The organism is Streptomyces sp. BF23-19 (assembly GCF_041106355.1).
Lineage (GTDB): Bacteria > Actinomycetota > Actinomycetes > Streptomycetales > Streptomycetaceae > Streptomyces > Streptomyces virginiae_A.
On the sequence record NZ_JBGBPT010000073.1, the window covers coordinates 18,975 to 39,320 of the forward strand.

General features: G+C 72.1%; 15 protein-coding genes and 1 tRNA gene. 10 read left to right on the top strand and 6 right to left on the bottom strand.

What is annotated here, in order from left to right; genetic code table 11:
* Nucleotides 1-23: 23 nt before the first annotated feature.
* Nucleotides 24-97: transfer RNA gene (locus AB8A24_RS32180), tRNA-Thr, on the top strand.
* A gap of 44 nt (nucleotides 98-141) precedes the next feature.
* On the opposite strand, the gene AB8A24_RS32185 is transcribed toward AB8A24_RS32180, so the two are convergent.
* Nucleotides 142-1,590: a site-specific integrase gene (locus AB8A24_RS32185; RefSeq protein WP_328962288.1), complete on the bottom strand. Its 1,449-nt coding sequence runs from the start codon at nucleotides 1,588-1,590 to the stop codon at nucleotides 142-144.
* Between the two features lie 799 nt (nucleotides 1,591-2,389).
* On the bottom strand, nucleotides 2,390-3,346 hold the full coding sequence (locus AB8A24_RS32190; protein WP_328962287.1) for a LuxR C-terminal-related transcriptional regulator: 957 nt from the start codon (nucleotides 3,344-3,346) through the stop codon (nucleotides 2,390-2,392).
* Between the two features lie 172 nt (nucleotides 3,347-3,518).
* On the opposite strand from AB8A24_RS32190, the gene AB8A24_RS32195 reads away from it, so the two are divergent.
* On the top strand, nucleotides 3,519-3,722 hold the full coding sequence (locus AB8A24_RS32195) for a hypothetical protein (protein WP_328962286.1): 204 nt from the start codon (nucleotides 3,519-3,521) through the stop codon (nucleotides 3,720-3,722).
* A gap of 767 nt (nucleotides 3,723-4,489) precedes the next feature.
* On the opposite strand, the gene AB8A24_RS32200 is transcribed toward AB8A24_RS32195, so the two are convergent.
* Together AB8A24_RS32200 and AB8A24_RS32205 are read right to left on the bottom strand one after the other, a co-directional pair.
* Nucleotides 4,490-5,080, bottom strand: a complete 591-nt coding sequence (locus AB8A24_RS32200; RefSeq protein ID WP_328962285.1) for a TetR/AcrR family transcriptional regulator — start codon at nucleotides 5,078-5,080, stop codon at nucleotides 4,490-4,492.
* A 118-nt stretch (nucleotides 5,081-5,198) separates the two neighbouring features.
* Nucleotides 5,199-6,476: an MFS transporter gene (locus AB8A24_RS32205; protein ID WP_369478281.1), complete on the bottom strand. Its 1,278-nt coding sequence runs from the start codon at nucleotides 6,474-6,476 to the stop codon at nucleotides 5,199-5,201.
* Nucleotides 6,477-6,654: 178 nt separating this feature from the next.
* Between AB8A24_RS32205 and AB8A24_RS32210 the strand changes: the two genes are divergently transcribed.
* Entirely contained in the window at nucleotides 6,655-6,825 is a 171-nt protein-coding gene (locus tag AB8A24_RS32210) for an MbtH family protein (RefSeq protein ID WP_266382248.1), read from the top strand.
* A 32-nt stretch (nucleotides 6,826-6,857) separates the two neighbouring features.
* Here AB8A24_RS32210 and AB8A24_RS32215 read toward each other — a convergent pair whose 3' ends face one another.
* The gene (locus tag AB8A24_RS32215; RefSeq protein WP_328962283.1) at nucleotides 6,858-7,865 is read right to left on the bottom strand and encodes a helix-turn-helix transcriptional regulator; all 1,008 of its coding nucleotides are present in this window, start codon (nucleotides 7,863-7,865) and stop codon (nucleotides 6,858-6,860) included.
* Between the two features lie 172 nt (nucleotides 7,866-8,037).
* Between AB8A24_RS32215 and AB8A24_RS32220 the strand changes: the two genes are divergently transcribed.
* A complete protein-coding gene (locus tag AB8A24_RS32220) occupies nucleotides 8,038-8,202 on the top strand; it encodes a hypothetical protein (RefSeq protein ID WP_328962282.1) in 165 nt (54 codons plus the stop codon).
* A gap of 43 nt (nucleotides 8,203-8,245) precedes the next feature.
* Nucleotides 8,246-9,154: a LysR family transcriptional regulator gene (locus AB8A24_RS32225; protein ID WP_328962281.1), complete on the top strand. Its 909-nt coding sequence runs from the start codon at nucleotides 8,246-8,248 to the stop codon at nucleotides 9,152-9,154.
* 105 nt (nucleotides 9,155-9,259) lie between these two features.
* On the opposite strand, the gene AB8A24_RS32230 is transcribed toward AB8A24_RS32225, so the two are convergent.
* Entirely contained in the window at nucleotides 9,260-10,291 is a 1,032-nt protein-coding gene (locus tag AB8A24_RS32230; RefSeq protein ID WP_369478282.1) for an aspartate-semialdehyde dehydrogenase, read from the bottom strand.
* Between the two features lie 465 nt (nucleotides 10,292-10,756).
* Here AB8A24_RS32230 and AB8A24_RS32235 point away from each other — a divergent pair, with 465 nt between their 5' ends.
* From AB8A24_RS32235 to AB8A24_RS32255, 5 genes are read left to right on the top strand one after another with little or no spacing between them, the layout of a single operon-like run.
* A complete protein-coding gene (locus tag AB8A24_RS32235; RefSeq protein ID WP_328962279.1) occupies nucleotides 10,757-11,356 on the top strand; it encodes an NAD(P)H-dependent oxidoreductase in 600 nt (199 codons plus the stop codon).
* Complete coding sequence (locus tag AB8A24_RS32240) at nucleotides 11,356-12,261, top strand: alpha/beta fold hydrolase (RefSeq protein ID WP_328962278.1); 906 nt, start codon at nucleotides 11,356-11,358, stop codon at nucleotides 12,259-12,261. Before AB8A24_RS32235 ends, AB8A24_RS32240 begins: the two co-directional genes overlap by 1 nt.
* The gene (locus AB8A24_RS32245) at nucleotides 12,258-13,889 is read left to right on the top strand and encodes a condensation domain-containing protein (protein WP_369478283.1); all 1,632 of its coding nucleotides are present in this window, start codon (nucleotides 12,258-12,260) and stop codon (nucleotides 13,887-13,889) included. The genes AB8A24_RS32240 and AB8A24_RS32245 overlap by 4 nt, the downstream gene beginning before the upstream one ends.
* On the top strand, nucleotides 13,879-15,762 hold the full coding sequence (locus AB8A24_RS32250) for an amino acid adenylation domain-containing protein (RefSeq protein ID WP_369478284.1): 1,884 nt from the start codon (nucleotides 13,879-13,881) through the stop codon (nucleotides 15,760-15,762). The genes AB8A24_RS32245 and AB8A24_RS32250 overlap by 11 nt, the downstream gene beginning before the upstream one ends.
* Nucleotides 15,759-20,345, top strand: a complete 4,587-nt coding sequence (locus AB8A24_RS32255) for a beta-ketoacyl synthase N-terminal-like domain-containing protein (protein WP_369478285.1) — start codon at nucleotides 15,759-15,761, stop codon at nucleotides 20,343-20,345. The genes AB8A24_RS32250 and AB8A24_RS32255 overlap by 4 nt, the downstream gene beginning before the upstream one ends.
* Nucleotide 20,346 lies beyond the last annotated feature (1 nt).

Below are 20,346 nucleotides of genomic sequence, written 5' to 3' on the forward strand. Positions count from 1 at the left end.
GGAACACTTGTCTGACCAGCGGTGCCGCCTTAGCTCAGTTGGCCAGAGCAACGCACTCGTAATGCGTAGGTCTCGGGTTCGAATCCCGAAGGCGGCTCTGTAGAACCCTCAGGACTCACTCGCCGTGACCTGGGGGTTTTGCTATTTCCGGGCCAGACGGGGGCGGAACAAAATGATCTTCGCACCCCCCTGCGTGCCCATTGCGTGCCCATCTGCGTGCCCGACACCCGGTGTGACCTCGGCGTTCGAGGGTTCGGCCTCGACCTCGGCCTCGGGTTCGGCGGCGACCTGAACGGGTCGACGCACAGTGCCCCTCGGGACCATGGCGGCCGTGGCCTCGGCGGCGTCGCGCGCCGCCTTGGGCATGACGGACTGATAGATGTCCCGCGTGATCCGGCTGTCGCTGTGACCGAGCGTCTCGGACACGATCTTGACATCGACGCCGGCGGCGAGCATGAGCGAGGCGGCGACGTGCCGCAGGTCGTGCATACGGATCGGCGGCAGACCCGAGAGCTCGACCAGCCGCTCGAACTGATCGGTCAACGTGCCGGGGTGCAGCCACTCCCCGTTTTCCTGCGTGAACATGCGACCGCTGTCGGTCCATGCCTCGCCCCATTCGAGACGCTCGGCCCCCTGCTTGATCCGGTGCGCTTCGAGAACCTCGGCGGTGTACTCGTCGAGCGAGATGATCCGCTCGCCGCTGTCGGTCTTCGGCGCCGACTCGACGACCTCCCAACCGTCCTGCACGAGCTGCGTCGCGACCGTGAGCTCGCTCGTCGCGGCGTTGTAGTCGGACCACCGAACGCCGCACGCCTCGCCCCGCCGCAGGCCCCGGAACGTGATCAGGTGGAGCAGCGGTAGCAGCCGCTGATCGGTGTCGGCGAGGAAGTCCAGGAAGGCGCCCGCCTGCTCGGGAGTCCAGACCATGACCGAGCTCGGCTTGTCGCCGGTCCGCAGCCACTCGGCGATACGGGCGTCGGTCCACACCATCGCCTTCGGACGCTTGGCAGGGGCGAGCTCGACGTGCTGCGCCGCGTTGAAGGTGATCGAGCCCCGGGCTATCGCGGTGTTGAGCGCCGCCCGCAGCGTGGCCCTGATGTGCTGCTGCGTAGAGGGCCCGGTGACCCGCCGGAACGGAGCCATCGCGTCGATGGTGTCCCTCATCACCTTCCGGCGGGCGCGGTGCTCTCCTCCCTTCCACGGGGTCGCCTTGAGCTCGGCGAGTGCCGCCCGGCGGTCCGCGTTCGCCTCGGTGATCTCGATGTTCGTCTCGGCGATGCCCTCGAACATGGCGTCGAGGTGCGGCACGGTGAGGCGGTCGAGCCGGATGTGCCCGATCCGGGGGCGCAGGTGGTACCGGATGTCGAGCTCGTACCGGGCGTGGCCGCTCTTGCGCAGCGCCTTCTTGCCGGCGAGCCATAGGTCGAGCCACTCGGCGACGGTCATGTGCTGAGTGCGCGCCTGGCCGGTGCCGAACCGCCGCTTCGTCTCGTCGAGATCGGGGATGCTCTCCTTCCCGGCCCCGACCAACGCGAGCAGGTCACCGAGGCGGGCGCGCCCGTCCTGATCGTCCGCGTCGGCGATGTTCATGTGACGCCGTGCGCTGATACACCGGGGATTACGGGGCAGCCCTTATCTGGTGCAGGCTGTAATAACCGACAATGTTCGAGATGTCGACGCCATCGAGAGCAACGACCCCGCCACTTGCATGGGAAGTAATGCGAACGTAGTGAGGATTTATGGGCGGACTCTCCATGATTCGACCGTATGTCTAACGCGCGCTCCCCATCTGTCCGTAGTGAGTACGGCGGCGCCGTCGGCCAGTACGTTTCTGGACCGGCCCGCGACCGTCCGCGCCCCAGGCGCGACAACGGCTGGGTGAGACCTCACCCGCCCATCCCCCTTGGCGGCGCGCCATGGTCGATGTGCACCGAGCTGACCATCGAGCGATGATGAACATGAACGGAACGCCCGAGCGATTTCCCGGGTACCCAGAGAGTCGGCCGCAACGCAGATCTGCAGCGTTGAAGACAGCGACAGCGCACGGCTCGGCTATCCCGCCAGCGGGCTGCATTCCGAGCGGGACGATCCCGTTCTGGCGTCTCGTGCCCCGGTCAAAGTGAGCCGGTCTTTTCCGATAGGGGTGATCATGATGACAGCGTCCAGCCCGCAGAACTCCATACAGGAACATAGCCGACCACTCCAGGAAAGAATTGGTTGGGAAGTGTGGTGCATTAAGGACGGCTTTATCGAGGGCATGGTTTGGGCCACCAGAGGCAAAGCCCTGCAGGTTGCAAAAGCGCACAACGAAATGTTCGATCCGCCACATCACGCAAACGTGGAACGCGTCATTATCAAGCCAGTAGAGACCTGAGGGCCGGGACAGCCCTTAGTGCTGCTCGTTCGCCCGCTCGGCGACTGCGTCGGGGCCCATCCACCACGCAATGAGCTGATCCACGGTGCCAAGTCCCAGCTTGGTTCGTAGGTCGCCCAGCGAGAGGTTGATCGTCTTGGCGCTGTAGCCCAGCGTCTTCGCGATCTGCTGCTGATCCTTCCCCGCGCACAGGGCACGCAGGATCGTGCGCTGTAGGGGTGTGGTGATCGTGGGCTGCTGTGTGGGCTCGGCGCTGTGCCAGTCGAGGCCGATCTGCCAGTCGAGGTCAAAGGCGGCGGCGAGGAACCCGCACGTCGCCCGGTCGCGAACCAAGTACGCCCCGTCGAAGCTGGGTCGGCCGTCAGCGTGGTCCTCGATAATCGCGTACTGCCGGTCGACGAGCACCACGCGCATGAACGGCTTTGTGAGCGTGCGGAACTGCGCGCCGAGGGCGGTCAAGAGGTTCACGCGGTCGATCGCTCCAGGGTTCGATCGCGTGCTCGTGCTGTAGAGGGTGCGCATGGTGCAGCCCCGTTCGACCGCCGAGCGGTCGCGGTCCGTCGACAGGTCGATGACCTTTCGGGGGCGGGGGCCGGGTTGCGCGGTGATCAGCTCGTGACGGGCACCGTCGACGGCGGACGCGATGGCGGCGTTCACCGCTTCCTTCCCCTCGATCCACATCGACGACGCACCCGCCGCCCGGAGGCGGTCCGTTCGGCACGAGCGAAGTTGGGACACGAAGCCGGGGATCTCGGCGAGCTGCCGCGCTGCTCCTTCGAGCTCGCGCTGCACAGACTTGCGCAACCGGCCTTCTATCTCGTCGAGCTCTACCGGGGCGTACCCGCTCGGTTGGAAGGCATCGCGGAGGATCAGACCCGCTGAGGCGAGGCGGTCGGCGATGGCGGCGTCACGTTCCTTGATCGGCTCGCCCTCGGCGATCAGGCCGTAGACATGCAGCTCGGTCTTGGACAACGACGACGACGGCACGCGACCCCCCGCGGTTCGGATCTTGGAACTTCCTATGTCTGACCTGTGGAAACTGTGTTCGATCCCCCTGGAAGCGGTCAGGCCATAGCTGCACCGGAATCTATGTCGCCGGTGTATCTGGGTGGCATATCCAACATCTGGGAGGGGAACCCACTAAATGATCATGAACAGGATCCGCCAAGCTCTCGTCGCAGCGCTCGCCGTCGGCGCTCTGGCGGGCGGCCTCGCGCTCGCCGACCCTGACGCCCCCCGCCCCGTGCGGGCGGACGACAGCTCGTGGAACCTCGTTACGCCGTCGCCGTCCCAGCCTGCGCCCGCCGAGTCGACGATGTCGCGCCTCGGCGACAGCTCTTGGAACTAAGAACAGGCAACACGGACAGACTGCGCAAGGGGAGCGCCCCCACAAGGGGCGCGACGGCGGGGGGCGGTAATGATCTCTGTAATCCGGGCGCCGCTCGATACTGGTGTGTGGGCCGTCGCTACCGCGACAAGGGGCACGACGTACATCGCTATCGACGGCCAACACATCACGCCGGCGGGCGCGGTGGCGCTAGAACAAGTGCTGAACCATCTACAAGAGCAGCCCTGCGGGGGCGGCCCGAGGGTCGGGGGAGACGCCCCCCGGGCCGCATGACAAAGGGCCGCATGGCACGAGCCGTGCGGCCCCTTCTGTCTGTCGGGGCAGCGTGTAGCGTGAGGTTTGAAGGCGCGCCGTTTGCGCAGGTCAGGGCCCTCTTTTTGAGTGCCCACCGCGTGCCCAATGCGTGCCCATCGCGTGCCCGAACTGCCCTGAACCGGTTGGCACGGGTTGGCCCGGGGAAGTGCCATCGCATGGCGCTGACCTGTGGAAACCGCCCCACGATGGCACCTTGTGAACCTATCCGACAGGAAGCGTCTGGGGCTCGTAATGCGTAGGTCTCGGGTTCGAATCCCGAAGGCGGCTCGGATCAGCCCCAGGACTCACTCGCCGTGACCTGGGGCTTTTCCATGCCCCGATCGATCGGGGGCGGAACGCGATGATCTTCGCGCCCTGATGTGATGCCGTCCTGCTCGGACACCGCTTCGGGAGGCTCGGCGAGGCGGGCGGGCGGGCGACGAATCGAGCGACGAGCACGCGGCCGCGCGGGCTCAGTTGTCGGTCGGGGTCGCGAGGTTCAGGGTGAGGTGGGCCGCGGGTTCGAGGAGGTCCTTGGCGGGCGGTGCGCCGAAGACGAGGACCCGGTAGTAGATCGGGCCCAGCAGGAGATCGGCGAGGTGGCCGAGGTGGTCCTCGTCCGGGGTGCTGCCCGTGTGGCGTTCGATGATCGCGGCCAGGCCGGCCAGGTCGCGTGCGCGCTGCTTGAGGAGGAATCCCTCGCGCAGGGCGGCGGCGGCGTCCTTGTCCAGTTGCGCGTTGCCGAGAAGGGCCTGGAGTACCCGGCCCGCCGGCTCCTGGAAGAAGTCGGCGACGCGATGCAGGTGTGCGGTGAGGTCCTCGGCGGGGGTTCCGGCCGGCTCGGCCCAGGCCAGCCCTTCGAGGGCGTCCTCCTCCAGGGCGTCGAGCAGGATCTCGACCTTCGACTTCCACCAGCGGTAGATCGTCTGCTTGGCGACGCCCGCCCGGGTGGCGATGCCCTCGATCGTCGTCGCGGCGAAGCCCTGTTCCACCAGCAGGTCGTCGGCGGCGTTCAGCACCGCGACGCGGATGCTCTCACTGCGCCGCGGACCCGTGCGGCTCACGACGGGGGAGGGGGCGCGGCGGCCTTCGGTCTTCCGTGCGGCGCTGATGGTCGGTCACCTCTTGTTTCGTGCGAATGCCGCGATTCTGGCACACCGGATCGGTGTCGCGATCGGCTGATCACGCGGACGTCCTGCGATTGCGGGCGAGGCTCAGCAGCACCGTGAGCGCGAGCAGGGCGACCGCGGCGCTGAAGATCGCCCCGGCCGGTCGCAGGCTCGTGGCGCGGATCAATACGCCGACGCCGATCGCGGGGACGGCGAGCATGGAGTAGAGGATCGCGAAGAACGTCGACACCGACGCGCCGCGGTGCTGCGGGTTGCCGCGGGTGGTGATGCTGCCGAGGCCGTGGCTGAGGGCGATGCCGGTGGCCAGGCCGTTCACCGCGGCCCCGACGAGCAGCGGGGCCAGGGAGGTGATCGCCATGGCCAGCGCGATCAGTGCCGCGGCGAGGATCAGCCCCAGGCAGGCCACCCGGAGCGCGGCGCCCGGCTTGATCCGGCGGACCAGCAGCTGACCCAGGGCGGTGCAGGCGAAGGCGGTGAAGACGACGAGTCCGGTGAGCGTGTGGCTGCTCCGGTGGAGGACCGTGCCGAGGAACAGGCCGGTGACGGCGGTGAGTACGCCGAGCACCGCGAAGCCCGCGCCGGCGGCCATCGCGGAGCGCAGGAAGTCCGAGCGGATCTCCGACGGTATGCGCAACGGCTGGAACTGGAGGGTGAACCCGGAGCGGTGAGCGGCGGTCTCCGGGGACGAGGCCACGCCGACGAGCCCGATCGCCGCCAGGACGAGCATCACGATCCACGGTGTGCGCAGCGGTGCGGGCGCGACATCGGCCAGGATCCCGGCGAGCAGCGTGCCGCAGGCGAGGCCGCCCATGTTGGCGAACAGCGCGAGCGTCGCGGGCCGGACCCTTCGGTCCTGCGGGACGAGTTCCGTGAGCGCGGCGGTGGCGGCGCCGGTGACGAGGGCGGCGGAGAAGCCGGAGAGCACGCGGGCGACGAGCAGGACGGCCACGTCGTCGGCGGCCAGGAACACCCCGGCGGCGCCGACGGAGAGCAGGGTCGCCGCGACCAGTACGGGGCGTCGCCCGATCCGGTCCGACAGGCGCCCGAAGGCGAGGAGTCCGACGACGACCCCGAGGGCGTAGACGGCGAAGATCACGGTCACGGTGATCGGGGAGAAGTCGAACTCCTCGCCGTACACGGGGTAGAGCGGGGTGGGCGCCGTGGTCCCCGCCATGGTGATCCAGAAGGCGAAGGCCACGGCGGCGGTCGCGAGCCCACGACGGGTCGTCGGGGAGTCGGGTCGGTCGGTTCGGTCGGGTCGGTCGGTCGTGTGCGGCATGGGATCGCCTCCGGCGTAGGACTGGACGGTGCGTTGCGTCTGAGTGGACATTAGACTAGACGTTGCGTCTACTCAACGGGGCGTACGCCGCCGGCGATCGGCTGGGGCGATTGTGCGGTTCGGGAGCCGGTATGGGGTGGGTGTTGTGGTGGCGGGGCGGGCCGATGAGGCTGGGGCCCGCAGATGAGGTCGCCGGGCTGTCGGGCCGGCGCGTAGGTGGAGGTGCGCAGTGGGGCGGTTCACCGTTGTCGTCAACGGCGAAGAGCAGTACTCGATCTGGGCGGAAGGGCGCGAAGTGCCCCTGGGTTGGCGGGACACGGGCGTGACCGGGACCAAGGAGGAGTGCCTCGAGCACATCGACGAGGTGTGGACGGACCAGCGCCCGCTGAGCGTGCGCTAGCCCGTCACAGGTTCCGGGTCACGGGTTCCGGGTCACGCGTCCGGGGGGAGCCAGCCGCGCTGGACCGCTCGGACACCGGCTTCGAAGCGGCTTCGGGCGCCCAGGCGTTCCATCAGGACCGTGGCGATGCGGCGGGCCGTGCGGTGGGAGACGCCGAGGCGCTTGGCGATCCCCTCGTCGGTGTGGCCCTCGGCGAGCAGGCGCAGGCTGGCGGCTTCCTGGTGGTCCAGTTCGGCCTCGTCGCGGCGCGGGGCCCGGCCCAGCGGCCGGGCGTTCTCCCACACCGTCTCGAAGAGGGTGCACAGGGCGGTGAGCGTGCCCTGGCCGGTGAGCGCGACCGCCCCTTGCCCGCTGTCCTCGCTGTTCACGGGCAGGACGGCGGTCGTACCGTCCACGATGGTCATCCGCAGCGGCAGCACGGCGATCGTACGGACCTGGCCGCCCAGCTCCGTGAGCCACTTGGCGTGCGCCTCGCTGGCCGGGTTGTTGCGCACGCTGTCCAGGTAGATCGTCCGCATGGTGACGCCCCGGCCGAGCAGCCGCTCGTTGAGCGGGCGGGAGGCCGCCATGTTCGCCTCCGTCTGCGCCCCACCGGGGGCGAAGACCATCACCTCGTTCCGGACGTTCTCGGTGAGTACGGCGAGGCGGGTCCGGACCTCGTCGACGTCGGCGAGGTGCTCCACACTGACGGGTGCCCCCACCGGGCGCAGGTCCTCGTACTCGGAGATCAGCTGCTGGGCCACGGCCCGGGCGCCCGCGATGCGCTCGTTCTCCAGCGCCAGCTCGGCCTGGCGCCGGGCCAGCAGGTACTCCAGGCCGATCTCCGGGCTGACCGCGCGGGGCACCGCCGACGCGTCGGCCGGTCCGTCGGCGGGGTACTGGACGAGCGAGAGGCCGCACAGTCGGGCCCATGCCTCGTGCACGGCGTCCTCGGGGATCCCGAGCAGCTCCGCCAGCTCCTCGGCGTCGTCCCGCGGGTGGCTCAACATCGCTCGGTAAACGGCTTCGGTCGGTCTGTCCAGTCCCAGTACGTCGAGCATCGGCCCCCCATCCGTCAGCAGAGGCCATTATCTCCGGTGCGGCCCGTTCGGCCCGTGCTGGCCAGATTGGGTCAGGACCCAATCCGGCCACCGGAAACCCCTTTCCCGAGTCTGTGACGCGTGGTGATGCTGGAGCCGCAAGAAACACGCATGTCACAGGGGGATGTTCTTCATGCTTAGCACTCGTATGGGCAAGGCCGTAGCGATCGTCGTCCTCGGTACCGCCGCGCTGATGGCGCCCGCCGTCGCGCAGGCCGACACCACCGAAGCACCGCAGGGCGCCGCCGCGCCCACCACTCAGGCGGACGCCCAGAAGACGGACATGGGCTGGCAGTGACCGACACCACCAGCACGGGGACGGCGCACCGCCGGGACAGCGCATGGATCTGAAGCAGCTCACCACCTTTCACCGGGTCGCGACACTGCTGAGCTTCACCCGCGCCGCGGCCGACCTGAAGTACGCGCAGTCCAGCGTCACCGCCCAGGTCAAGGGCCTGGAGGTGGCGCTGGGGGTGGAGCTCTTCGAGCGCCTGCGGGGACGGATCCGGCTGACTCCGGCCGGGGAACGTCTCGTTCCGTACGCCGAGCGGATCCTGTCCCTGGTCGATGAGGCCCGGGACCGGACCACCGGCCTGGGCGAGCCTTCGGGGGTGCTGACGATCGGCACGATGGAGAGCTTCACGTCCTACCGGATGCCCCCGGTCCTCGAGTACTTCCACCACCGCTACCCGCAGCTCCAGCTCGCCCTGCGGCCCAGCCTGTGCCGGGACACCTGCGAGGCGCTCCGGCAGGGCACCTTCGACCTGGGCTTCCTCATGGAGGCCGAGACCGACCACCCCGGGGTCAGGACCGAGATCCTCGGCTCCGAACCGCTGGTCGCGGTCGCCGCCCCGGACCACGTCCTGGCGGGCGTCCGCAACGTCTCCACCGGCGATCTGCGTGCGGTGCCGATCCTGGCACCGGAGGCGGGCTGCTCGTACGGGGCGATGTTCGAGGCGGAGCTCAACGGCGGTGCCGAGCAGCCCGTACCGCTGCTGCAGTTCGGCAACATCGAGTCCATCAAGCGCGGGGTCTCGGCCGGTCTGGGTGTCAGTGTGCTGCCCGCGATGGCGGTGGCCGCCGAGATCGAGGCGCAGTCGCTGACCGTACTGGACTGGAAGGCTCCGTTCGAGGTCTACACCCAGATCGCGTGGCGGTACGGGCGCCATCTCACCCGTGAGATGCGGGTGTTCATCGACTGGATGGTCCGGTTCGCGGAGCAGGACCGGCAGCAGCTGGTGGCGTGCTGACGGCGGCCGAGGCCGCCGTGGCCGCCGTGGCTGCCGAGGGCCGCTGAGCGCGGCCCTTGTACGGCCCCGCCGGAGCCGCCTCCGGGCGGGCCGGCGGGGCCGTGCTCACAACGCGCCCCGAGCCAGCAGTTCCTCCACCACCCGTACGGCGTCCAGCGCGCCCCCCACCCGGAGGTTGTCGGTGGCCAGCCACACCCAGAAGCCGTCGGGGGCGGTGGTGGAGACCCGGATCCGCCCCACGTGGAGCTGGTCCGGGTCGCTCAGCGCCGCCGGGGTCGGACCGCCGGGGTCGTGGACCACGACCTCGGGCAATGCCCGGAGCAGTGCCACCAGTTCGGCGCGGTCCACCGCGGAACGGCACTGCGTCCACACCGCCGCGCCGTGCCCGCTGACCATCGGGACCCGCACGCAGGTCGCCGTGACCTCGATGCCCGGCAGCCCCAGGACCTTACGGACCTCGTCGGCCACCTCCCGCTCCTGGAGCGTCGAGCCGTCCTCCAGGACCTCGCCGATGCCGGGCAGCACGTTGAAGGCCAGCGGGGGCGAGAACCGCGTCGAGGGCACGGTGGCCTGCGGATCCTGCAGGACCGTGCGCGAGCCGTCCTGGAGCTCCTCGATACCGCTGTGCCCGGCTCCCGAGGCGCCCTGGTACGTACTGACGACGATCCGGCGGATGCCCCAGCGGCGCTCCACGTCCCGCAGCACCCGGACCACGGGCACGGTGGCGGCGCCGGGCACCGCGATCACCCCGCCCGCCGGACGGCGGCCCAGCTCGGCCGCGTCGAGCTGCGGGACGACCAGGGGGGTGCCCGGGGTCATCCGGAAGGCGGCGGTGCTGTCGATGGCCAGGGCGCCGTGGGCGACGGCGACCGGGACCCACTCCCTGCTGACCTGCTCGCCGGCGCAGAACAGGGCTGCGTCGACCGTGCCGAACGCGAACCGGGGGAGCTCGGTGACGCGGTGGTCGCGGCCGTCGACGCGGATCGTGCGGCCGGCCGAGCTGGCGGAGGCCACCAGGGCAAGGTGCCGGTACGGCAGGGCGCGGTCCTCGATGAGTTCGAGCAGGGTGCCGCCCACCGCGCCGGTCGCTCCGACGACGGCGATGCGGGGTGCGGCGGGGTCGTCGACCTGGGGCATGGGCTTCTCGGATCCGCGATGGGCAGGGGACACGGACGGCCGGCGGCCGTGCGGGCCGTCGATTCCGGGACATGACCCTGTTCGAGTACGGGCCGGAAGTTCGGCAAGGGGCGGTGTGCGCGATCGGCGCCGCTCCGATGATCCGCGCATCCGGGGGGTCCGGCAAAGGGTGGGTCGACGGGTATCTCCGATGGCTCCCATCAGTGGGGGCGATCGGTCGCGGCGGCCCGGGTGCTCGGTGCGGGCGAGGCCGCCGACGGGCGCCGGGCGTTACCGCGAGCGGCATCGGAATGTCCGAACGAGGCCATCGGATCTCCCCGGACAGCGGGCGTTGACCTGCAAGTTGACGTGCCGAAGGCTGTGGCCGGTCCTGATCGACCGGGGAGATCGACCACCGGGGAATCCAGCGCGCCGAGAGGACGGGCAGCCGGGATTCCGGACCGGAACACGCGAAACGGGGAGTTCATGCAGCAGGCCGTGAAGGTCGTCGGAATCGGGGGGTCCTCCCGACCTGGCTCCACCGCGGAGCTCGGGCTGCGGGTGGTGCTCGCGGAGGCCGCCCGGCTGGGCGCGCAGGTCGGTCTCGTCAGCGGCGCCGACCTGGTCATGCCGCTGTACGACCCGCGCGTGGCGGGCTGCCCGCCCCAGGCGCGCCGGCTCCTCGACGAGGTGGCCTCGGCGGACGGGGTGGTGCTGGCGAGCCCCGCGTACCACGGCACGGTGTCCGGGCTTTTGAAGAACGCCTTGGACTACACCGAGGAGCTGCGCGGCGACCCCCGGCCCTACTTCTCGGAGCGGGCCGTCGGCTGCCTGTCCGTCGGGATGGGCTGGCAGGGTGCGGTGACCACGCTCGCCGCGCTCCGGGACATCGTGCACGCCCTGCGGGGCTGGACCACCCCGCTGGGGGTGGCGATCAACAGCGCGACGGCCGGGTTCGGTACGGACGGCGCGTGCTCCGACCCGCACATCCAGCAGCAGTTGACCGCGATGGCCGGCCAGGTCGTCGAGTTCGCGGAGGCGCGCCGGGCCCACCGGTCGCTGCGGGCCGACGCGGTGCACGCCTGATGAGCGGCGCCGACGAAAGCCACTGTCCCGACGAAAGCCACTGTCCCGACGGCGACCACTGTCCCGACGGCGGCCCCGCCCCGACGGCGCCGGTCCGCTTCCTGGCGGCCGGCCCCGCCCCCACCACCTGGATCCGCTGCTTCCACCCGAAGCCGGCGGCCCGGTACACCCTGGTCTGCTTCCCGCACGCGGGTGGGTCGGCCAGTTACTACTTCGACCTGTCGGCCGCGCTCGACGCGGACATCGAGATGCTGGTGGTCCAGTACCCGGGCCGCGAGAACCGGCTCTTCGAGGAGCCCGCGGGATCGGTCGCGGCGCTGGCGGACGGCGTGTACCAGGCGCTGCGTACCCGGCTGCCGCGGCGCCCGGCCTTCTTCGGGCACAGCATGGGCGGGCTCATCGGCTTCGAGGTCGCCCGGCGGCTGGAGGCGGCCGGGGGCACCGCTCCCCATCTCCTCGTCGCCTCGGCCAGTTCGGCGCCCTCGGTGCGTACGGACCGGCTGACCGCCGGCGCGGGCGCACCCCACGGCGGGACCGAGCCCGAGCCCGACGAGGCCGTGCTCGCCCGGATCATGGGCCTCGGGGGCACGCGCGACGGAGTGAGCGGGCACCCGGAGCTGATGCAGCTGGTGCTTCCGGCCATCCGCGGCGACCTGCGCGCCCTGGCGGAGTACCGGGTCGACGCGGGCGCCGTGGTCGGCTGCCCGGTCACCGTGTTCGTCGCCGACGGCGACCACGACGTGCCCCTCGCCGAGGCCGGCGCCTGGGGCGCCCACACGACGGCCGACGCCGACGTGCACGTCTTCGAGGGCGACCACTTCTACTTCAGCGGCAATCCGCCGAAATTCCTCGAACTGCTCCAGGACGCCGTGCGTCACTCTCACCCCGGGACACAACTCATATGACGGTCATGGGATTCGTGGAGGAGGAGCTCGCCCAGATGTGGGCCGAGATCCTCGACGCCACCGACGTGACGCTCGGCTCGCACTGGCAGGCCCTCGGCGGGCGGCCGGAGGCCGTAGGCACCCTCGCCGACCGCATCGACGAGGAGCTCGGTGCCCGCGTCGAGCCCGCGGGGCTGCTCGACGCGGGCACCCTGGAGGGCATGGCCCGCCTGGTGCGCGGGGCCATGGCGGCGAGGAAGGTGGCGACCGCACCGGCGGCCGGCCCGCGGGCCGGGGCGCGGCCGGAGCGGCCCGCATTGTCCTTCGCCCAGCAGCGGCTCTGGTTCATGCAGGAGATCGACCCCGAGACCACGCTCTACAACGTGCCGACCGTGCTGCGGCTGCGTGGCGCCCTCGACCACGACCGGCTCGGCCGGGCGCTGACCGCGCTCGTCGCCCGCCACGAGGTGCTGCGCACGACCTACCGGGCGTCGTCCGGGGTGCCCCACCAGGTCGTCGCCGCACCCGGGGAGTTCGCGCTCCCGTACACCGACCTGACCGCCGAGGCGCGGCCCGCCGCCGAGGCGGGGCGCGTCGCCGCCGACGTGGGCGCGTACGTCTTCGACCTCGCCGCCGACCTGCCGCTACGGGCCCACCTGCTGCGGCTCGCCGCGGACGACCACCACCTGGTGGTCACGTTCCATCACATCGCCATCGACGGCTGGTCCGTCGAGATCTTCTTCCGGGAGCTGGGGGAGCTGTACGGCGACCCGGGTGCGGGCGGCGCACCGGTGCTGCAGTACGCCGACTACGCCGTCTGGCAGCGCGAGCGGCTTCAGGGCGACACCCTGGACGCCCTGACCGCCCACTGGCGGGCCGTGCTCGGCGACGACCCGCAGGCCCTCGCCGTACCCACCGACCACCCCCGGCCCCGCCACCGGTCCTTCCGCGGCGCGGTCGCCACCCGCGCACTCGGGCCCGAACTCACCGCCCTTCTGCGCGAGTTCGGCCGGAGAGAGCGCGGGACGCTCAACATGACGCTGCTCGCCGGGTTCCAGGCGCTGCTCGCCGGCTGGTCCGGGACCGACGACGTCACCGTCGGCATCCCGGTCGCGGGCCGCACCCGGCCCGAGCTCCAGGAGCTGCTCGGCTGCCTCATCAACATGGTTCCGGTCCGTGTCGGGCTCGGTGGGGACCCGGCCTTCCGGGGGCTGCTCGCCCGGACCCGCACCGCGCTGCTCGACGCGTCCGCGCAGCAGGAACTGCCCTTCGACAAGCTGGTCGAGGCCCTGGTGTCCCGGCGCGGCCGGGACTTCCTGCCGGTGTTCCGCGTGATGTTCAGCTTCCTCAAGGAGCAGTCGGACCCGGTCTTCGCCGGGCTGGAGCACTGCTCCCTCGACCTCACGGGCCCACAGGACACCGCCAAGTACGACCTCAGCCTGTACGCGCAGGAGAGCGGTGCGGGTGTCGCGCTGACCCTCGAATACGACACCGACCTGTTCGGGCCCGAGACCCCGGCCGCGCTGCTGGCCGCCTACGAGCAGACGCTGCACGACGCAATCACCTTCCCGGACGGGCCCGTGCTGGATCTTCCAGCGGTCCGCTTCCAACAGTCCGGCACCGAGAGGAACACGCACCGTGACCGCTGACCCACTGGCCGCCCCGGGAACGGGCACCATCGACGCCTGGTTCGCGCGGCAGGCCTCGGTGCGGGGCGACGCGATCGCCGTGACCGGCATCGACGGCCGGCTGACCTACCGCGAGCTCGACCGCTCCGCCAACCGCCTCGCCCACCACCTGCGCTCCCTCGGCGTCGGCCCCGAGGTGCCGGTCGCCGTCTGCGTGGAGCGCACCGCCGCCCTGGTGACGGCGCTGCTCGCGGTGCTCAAGGCGGGCGGCGCGTACGTCCCGCTCGACCCGGCGAGTCCGGACGAGCGGATCGCCTTCACCCTCGCCGACGCCGGCGCCACCGTCCTGGTCACCGACCGGGACGGGAGGGGCCTGCCCGCCGCGCACACCGTCCTGACCGGCCCCGGCGGCACCGACCTGAGCGCCTGCCCGGACACCGCTCCCGAGGACCCGGGCACCGGCCCGGCGAGCCTCGCGTACGTCATCTACACCAGCGGCTCGACCGGCACCCCCAAGGGCGTCATGATCGAGCACCGCAACGTGACGAGCCTGCTCACCGGCACCCGCGGCCACTTCGGCTTCGGTCCCGAGGACGTCTGGTCCATGTTCGCCTCCGCCGCCTTCGACGTGTCGGTGTGGGAGATGTGGGGCGCGCTGCTGCACGGCGGGCGGCTCGTCGTCGTACCGGAGGAGACCCGGCGCTCCCCGCAGGAGTTCCACGCGCTGCTGCACCGCGAGCGGGTGACCGTCCTCAACCAGACCCCGGCCGCCTTCCGTCAGCTGGTGCGCCACGAGGAGGAGCAGCCGCCCGGCGTCGGACCGGCCGACCTCGACGCGCTGCGCCTGGTCGTGTTCGCGGGGGAGGCGCTGCCGCCCGAGATGCTGCGGCCGTGGATCGCCCGGCACGGTGAGGTGCGGCCCGAGCTCGTCAACATGTACGGGATCACCGAGACCACGGTGCACTCCACCTACCGGCGGATGACCTCGGCCGACCTCGACGCCGGGGCCGGTTCCATGATCGGCGGCGCCTTCGAGGGCTGGACGATGCAGGTCGCCCCCGTCGAGGGCGCGCAGGACGCCGAGCGCACCCGGGCCGCCGACGGCGAGGCCGGTGAGCTGTTCGTCGGCGGCGCCGGCGTGGCCCGCGGTTACCTGGGACGGCCCTCCCTGACCGCCGAGCGCTTCCTGCCCGACCCGGACGCGAGCGAGCCCGGTGCCCGCCGCTACCGCTCCGGCGACAGCGCCCGACGGGGTGCGGACGGCGACCACGAGTACCTCGGCCGGCTCGACCACCAGGTCAAGGTCCGGGGTTACCGCATCGAGCTGGGCGAGATCGAGAACGCCCTGACCCGCCACCCGGACGTCCGGGACTGCGTGGTGATCGTCGACGAGGACTCGGTCGGCGAGCCCCGCCTGGTCGCGTACTGGGTGTCCGGCGGGGCGGAACTCGCCGACAGCACCACCGAGCTGCGCGAGCACCTGGGGCGCACCCTGCCCGCGTACATGCTGCCGAACGTCTTCGTCGCGCTGGACCGCCTGCCGCTGACCCTCAACGGCAAGGTCGACCGGCGGGCCCTGCCCGCGCCCGAGGCCGTACGCCCCGACCTGGGCGGCGACTTCGAGGCCGCCGGCACCCCGGTCGAGAAGGCTCTCGCGGAGATCTGGGCCGACGTGCTCTCGGTCGACCGCGTCGGCCTCGACGACGACTTCTTCGACCTCGGCGGGCACTCGATGCTCGCGACCCAGGTCGTGGCGCGTTCGAAGGAGCAGTTCGGCGTCGCCATGACGCTGCGGATCTTCTTCGACCTGCCCACGGTCCGAGAACTCGCGGCGGCCGTGGAAGAGCTGCTCGCCGCACAGTCCACCACCAACCCGCACGGGGAGAACGCATGACGTACGAAGCGGATCTGCCGCTGCCCGAGCAGTCCGTGGCCATCATCGGGATGAGCGGGCGCTTCCCCGGTGCCGGCGATGTCGATGCCCTGTGGCGCATGGTGGCGGCGGGCGAAGAGGGACGCACCGACTACTCCGACGAGCAGCTCGCCGAGGCGGGCGTGCCCGAGCGGCTGCTGACCGACCCGGCCTACGTGAAGTCGGGCTTCCCCGTCGACGGGTTCGACCGGTTCGACGCCGAGTTCTTCGGTGTGACCCGCTCCGAGGCCGAACTGATGGACCCGCAGCACCGGTTGCTGCTGGAGACCGCCTGGCAGGCCCTGGAGCGGGCCGGCTACCCGGCGGGCTCCTTCGAGGGCCGCACCGGCGTCTTCGCCGGCACCTCGGGCAGCGGCTACCTGCGCGAGCGGATCGCCGACGCCGGCACCGACGGCCGGATCTCCGACGAGATCCAGGTCGCGATCGGCAACGACCCCGGCATGCTCGCGCTGCGCGTCTCCTACAAGCTCGGCCTGACCGGCCCCAGCTTCACGGTGCAGAGCGCCTGTTCCTCCTCCCTGGTGGGCGTGCACCTCGCCGTGCAGTCGCTGCTCGGCCGCGAGTCCGACATGGCCCTCGCCGGCGGCGTCGCGGTCCGTGAGTTCGAGCCGCGCGGCTACCGCTACGAGGAGGGCGCGATCCTCTCGACGGACGGCCACTGCCGCCCGTTCGACGCGGACGCCTCCGGTACGGTCTCCGGCGACGGGGTCGCCCTGGTCGTCCTCAAGCGCCTGGAGGACGCGGTCGCCGACGGCGACCACATCCACGCCGTCATCCGCGGCTCGGCCGTCAACAACGACGGCGCCGCCAAGATCGGCTTCACCGCGCCGTCCCCGCACGGCCAGGCCGAGGTCATCGCCGAGGCGCTGGCCGTCGCGGGTGTCGAACCCGGCACCGTCCAGTACGTCGAGGCGCACGGCACCGCCACCCCGCTCGGCGACCCCATCGAGGTGCAGGCGCTCACCGAGGCGTTCGGTCCCGACGCGGCCGCCGGCTCCGTCCACCTGGGCTCGGTGAAGTCCAACATCGGCCACCTCGACGCCGCCGCCGGCGTGGCCGGCCTGATCAAGGCCGCGCTCGCCCTGGAGCACCGCTTCATCCCGCCGACCGCCCACTTCCGCGCCCCCAACCCGCGCCTCGCCCTCGACAAGGGCCCCTTCGTCGTCACCGGCGAAGGCACCCCCTGGCCGCGGACCGCGACCCCGCCGCGCGCCGGGGTGAGCGCCTTCGGCATCGGCGGCACCAACGCCCACGTGGTCCTGGAGGCGGCCCCCGCCGTCGCCGCGGAACCCGACACGGCCGGCGACTGGCAGATCCTGCCCCTGTCGGCCCGTACTCCCGAGGCCCTCGACGCCGCCGCCGAGCGCCTCGCGGACGCGCTCACCGGGAGCGGCCCGGCCCTCGCCGACGCCGCCCACACCCTGCAGTCGGGCCGCGTCGAACTCCCGTACCGCCGTGCCGTGGTGGCCGACGGCCGGGAGGCAGCCGCCGCCGCGCTGCGCCAGGACCGGCCCGCCGTGGCCGCCGGGCAGGGCGAGGGGACGCCCGAGGTGGTGTTCCTCTTCCCCGGCCAGGGTGCCCAGTACCCGGGCATGGGCGCCGACCTGTACCGCACCGAGCCCGTCTTCCGCGCGGCCATCGACCGCTGCGCCGAGCTCCTGCTGCCCCACCTCGGCTGGGACGTCCGGGAGGTGGCCTTCGCCGCCGACGGCGAGGAGACCCGCGAGCGGCTGCGGCAGACCCTCTACACCCAGCCCACCGTCTTCTGCGTGGACTACGCCACCGCGCAGCTCCTGCTCTCCTGGGGCGTCGAGCCGTCCGCGATGACCGGCCACAGCCTGGGCGAGTACGTATCGGCCTGCCTGGCCGGGGTGTTCAGCCTGGAGGACATCCTGCGCGTGGTCGCCCGCCGCGCCCAGCTGATGCAGGACCTCGCGCCCGGCCGGATGCTGTCGGTACTCCTCGACGAGGAGGCGCTCACCCGGGCGCTGGAGGGCCGCGCGACGATCGCCGCGGTCAACGCGCCCGGCTCCTGCGTGGTCGCCGGCACGCCCGAAGAGGTCGCCGAGGCCCGCCGGGTCCTCGAGGCCCGGGGTGCCTCCGTACGCGAGCTGGAGACCTCGCACGCCTTCCACACCGCGCTGGTCGAGTCCGCCCTGCCCGGACTGGAGGAGGTGCTGCGCTCGGTCACGCTGAACGCGCCGAAGATCCCCTTCCTGTCCAACGTCACCGGAACCTGGATCACCGACGAGCAGGCCACCGACCCGGCGTACTGGGTCGCCCACACCCGCCGGCCCGTGCGGTTCTCCGACGGCGTCGCCGCCCTCGCCCAGCGCGGCCCAGCCGTGTTCGTCGAGGCCGGTCCCGGCAGCCAGCTCGGCGGGCTCGTCAAGACCCACCCGGAGCCGGGCCCCGTCGTCACCCTGCTGCGCAAGCCGCGCGCCGGCGCCGAGGCGTCCGCCGAGCACCGCGCGGTCCGCGAGGGCCTGGCCGAGCTGTGGCGCCACGGCGTCGGCGTCGACTGGAGCGCCCTGCACGAGGGCGACGGGCGCCGCCGGGTACCGCTGCCCGCCTACCCCTTCCAGGGCCGCAGCCACCTGCTTTCCAAGCCGACCCGGACCACGAACGTCCGCACCGACAGCGCGCGCTGGACGTACGCGCCGGTCTGGCACCGCGCGCCGCTGGCCGCCGCCCCGGAACAGGCCGGACCGGCCACCTGGCTGGTGCTGGCCGACGCCCGCGGACTGACCGACGATCTGGCCGCCGCGCTGCGCGAGCGCGGCGAGAGCGTCACCACCGTGCGCAAGGCGGCCGCGTACGCCCGCACCTGCGCGCACGGCTTCGACGCCGACCCGGCGGACGCCGAGCACCTGGGCCGCGTCCTGCGGGAGCTGCGCCAGGACGGCACGGTCCCGGACCGGATCGTGCACGGCTGGGCCGTCACCGGACCGGACGGCTCGGCCCCGTCCACGGCCGGGGACCGCTACGCCGACGGCGTGGCCACCGGCTTCCACAGCCTGGTCGCGCTGGCCCAGGCCCTCGGCGAGAGCGGCACCGACACCCCGGTGCGCGTCGACGTACTCACCGACCGGCTGCAGGACGCGCACGGCTCGGACGTCACCCGCCCGGAGCGGGCCGCCCTGTACGGGGCGGTCACCGTCCTGCCGCAGGAGTACACCTGGCTGACGTGCCGGAGCGTCGACGTGCTGCCCCCGGCGGACCCCGCCGCCCGGACGCGTCTGACCCGGCAGCTGACCGCCGAACTGGCCGGTCCCGGCGGCGAGACCCTCGTCGCCTACCGGGGCACCCAGCGGCTGACCCGCGCCTTCGCGCCGGTCGAGCCGGCCGCCGTACCCGTCGAGCGGGCCTGGCGGGCCGACGCCGGCTACCTGGTCACCGGCGTGTCCGGCGAGGCCGGGCTGAGCTTCGCCGAGGAGCTCGCCGCGGCGGGCGCCCGCCTGGTGCTCGTCGGGGACCCGCACTTCCCGGCCGAGAGCGAGTGGGCCGCGCTGCCCGCGGGGGCCGAGCGCACCCGCGCCGAGCGGATCGCCGCGCTGCGCGCCGCCCGTCCCGACGCCGTCACCTACCGGACGGCCGACCTGGCCGACCCGGAGCAGGCCCGGGCGCTCGTCGAGGAGGCCCGCTCCGTGCTGGGCGCCGTCGACGGCGTCCTGCACTGCGCGGACGCCCGGGGCACCGGACTCGTCGCGCTCAAGTCGCGGGACGACTTCGAGGCCGTACTGGGGGCGCGGGTGCGCTCCACGCTGCTGCTCGAAGAACTGCTCGCCGACGACGAGCTGGACTTCTTCCTGTCGGGTTCGGCCACGACCGGCATCGTCGGCGGCTTCGGCCAGGCCGACAACTGCGCGGCCGCCGCCTTCCTGGACGCCTTCGCCGCCGCGGGCTCCGCCCAGGGACGCAACACCGTCACCCTCGACTGGTCGCAGTGGGAGTGGGACGACTGGTTCGAGCTGCAGATGGCCGGACTGCCCGAGGTGCGCGAGCTGTACGAGCGGCTGCGCGTCAGCCAGGGCATCCCCGTCGCCGAGGGCCTCGCCCTGGCCCGCGCCGCGCTCTTCGCGGGCCTGCCCCAGCTGGTCGTGTCCCGGGCCGACTTCCAGGACGTCCTGGCCGACCAGCAGGGCATGACCGCGGCCTCCTTCACGAACGCGCTCGGCGGCGGCAGGGGCGAGGTCGGCGACTGGGACCCCGCCACGGTGTGGCCGGACGACGAACTCGCCCAGTCGGTGGCCCGGGTGTGGCAGGAGACGCTCGGTGCCTCCCCCATCGGCCCGGACGACGACTTCTACGACCTGGGCGGGAACTCGCTGTTCGCCATCCAGATCGTGGGCCGGCTGCGCCAGGCGCACGGTGACTTCCCGATGAGCGCCGTCTTCGAGGCGCCGACCGTACCCGGGCTCGCGGCGGCGATCCGCGCCCACCAGGCCGAGTCCATCGGTCTGGACGAGTTCGAGGCGATGCTGCGCGAGGTCGAAGCCCTCTCCGCCGCCGAGGCCGAGCACAAGCTGAAGGGTGACAGCTGAC

Excerpts from the sequence above, each read along its gene's own strand:
- AB8A24_RS32225 (WP_328962281.1), top strand. The coding sequence starts at position 8,246 with ATGGATCTGAAGCAGCTCACCACCTTTCACCGGGTCGCGACACTGCTG.
- AB8A24_RS32205 (WP_369478281.1), bottom strand. The coding sequence starts at position 6,476 with ATGTCCACTCAGACGCAACGCACCGTCCAGTCCTACGCCGGAGGCGAT.
- AB8A24_RS32245 (WP_369478283.1), top strand. The coding sequence starts at position 12,258 with ATGACGGTCATGGGATTCGTGGAGGAGGAGCTCGCCCAGATGTGGGCC.
- AB8A24_RS32195 (WP_328962286.1), top strand. The coding sequence starts at position 3,519 with ATGATCATGAACAGGATCCGCCAAGCTCTCGTCGCAGCGCTCGCCGTC.
- AB8A24_RS32215 (WP_328962283.1), bottom strand. The coding sequence starts at position 7,865 with ATGCTCGACGTACTGGGACTGGACAGACCGACCGAAGCCGTTTACCGA.
- AB8A24_RS32220 (WP_328962282.1), top strand. The coding sequence starts at position 8,038 with ATGCTTAGCACTCGTATGGGCAAGGCCGTAGCGATCGTCGTCCTCGGT.
- AB8A24_RS32230 (WP_369478282.1), bottom strand. The coding sequence starts at position 10,291 with ATGCCCCAGGTCGACGACCCCGCCGCACCCCGCATCGCCGTCGTCGGA.
- AB8A24_RS32240 (WP_328962278.1), top strand. The coding sequence starts at position 11,356 with ATGAGCGGCGCCGACGAAAGCCACTGTCCCGACGAAAGCCACTGTCCC.
- AB8A24_RS32185 (WP_328962288.1), bottom strand. The coding sequence starts at position 1,590 with ATGAACATCGCCGACGCGGACGATCAGGACGGGCGCGCCCGCCTCGGT.
- AB8A24_RS32255 (WP_369478285.1), top strand. The coding sequence starts at position 15,759 with ATGACGTACGAAGCGGATCTGCCGCTGCCCGAGCAGTCCGTGGCCATC.
- AB8A24_RS32235 (WP_328962279.1), top strand. The coding sequence starts at position 10,757 with ATGCAGCAGGCCGTGAAGGTCGTCGGAATCGGGGGGTCCTCCCGACCT.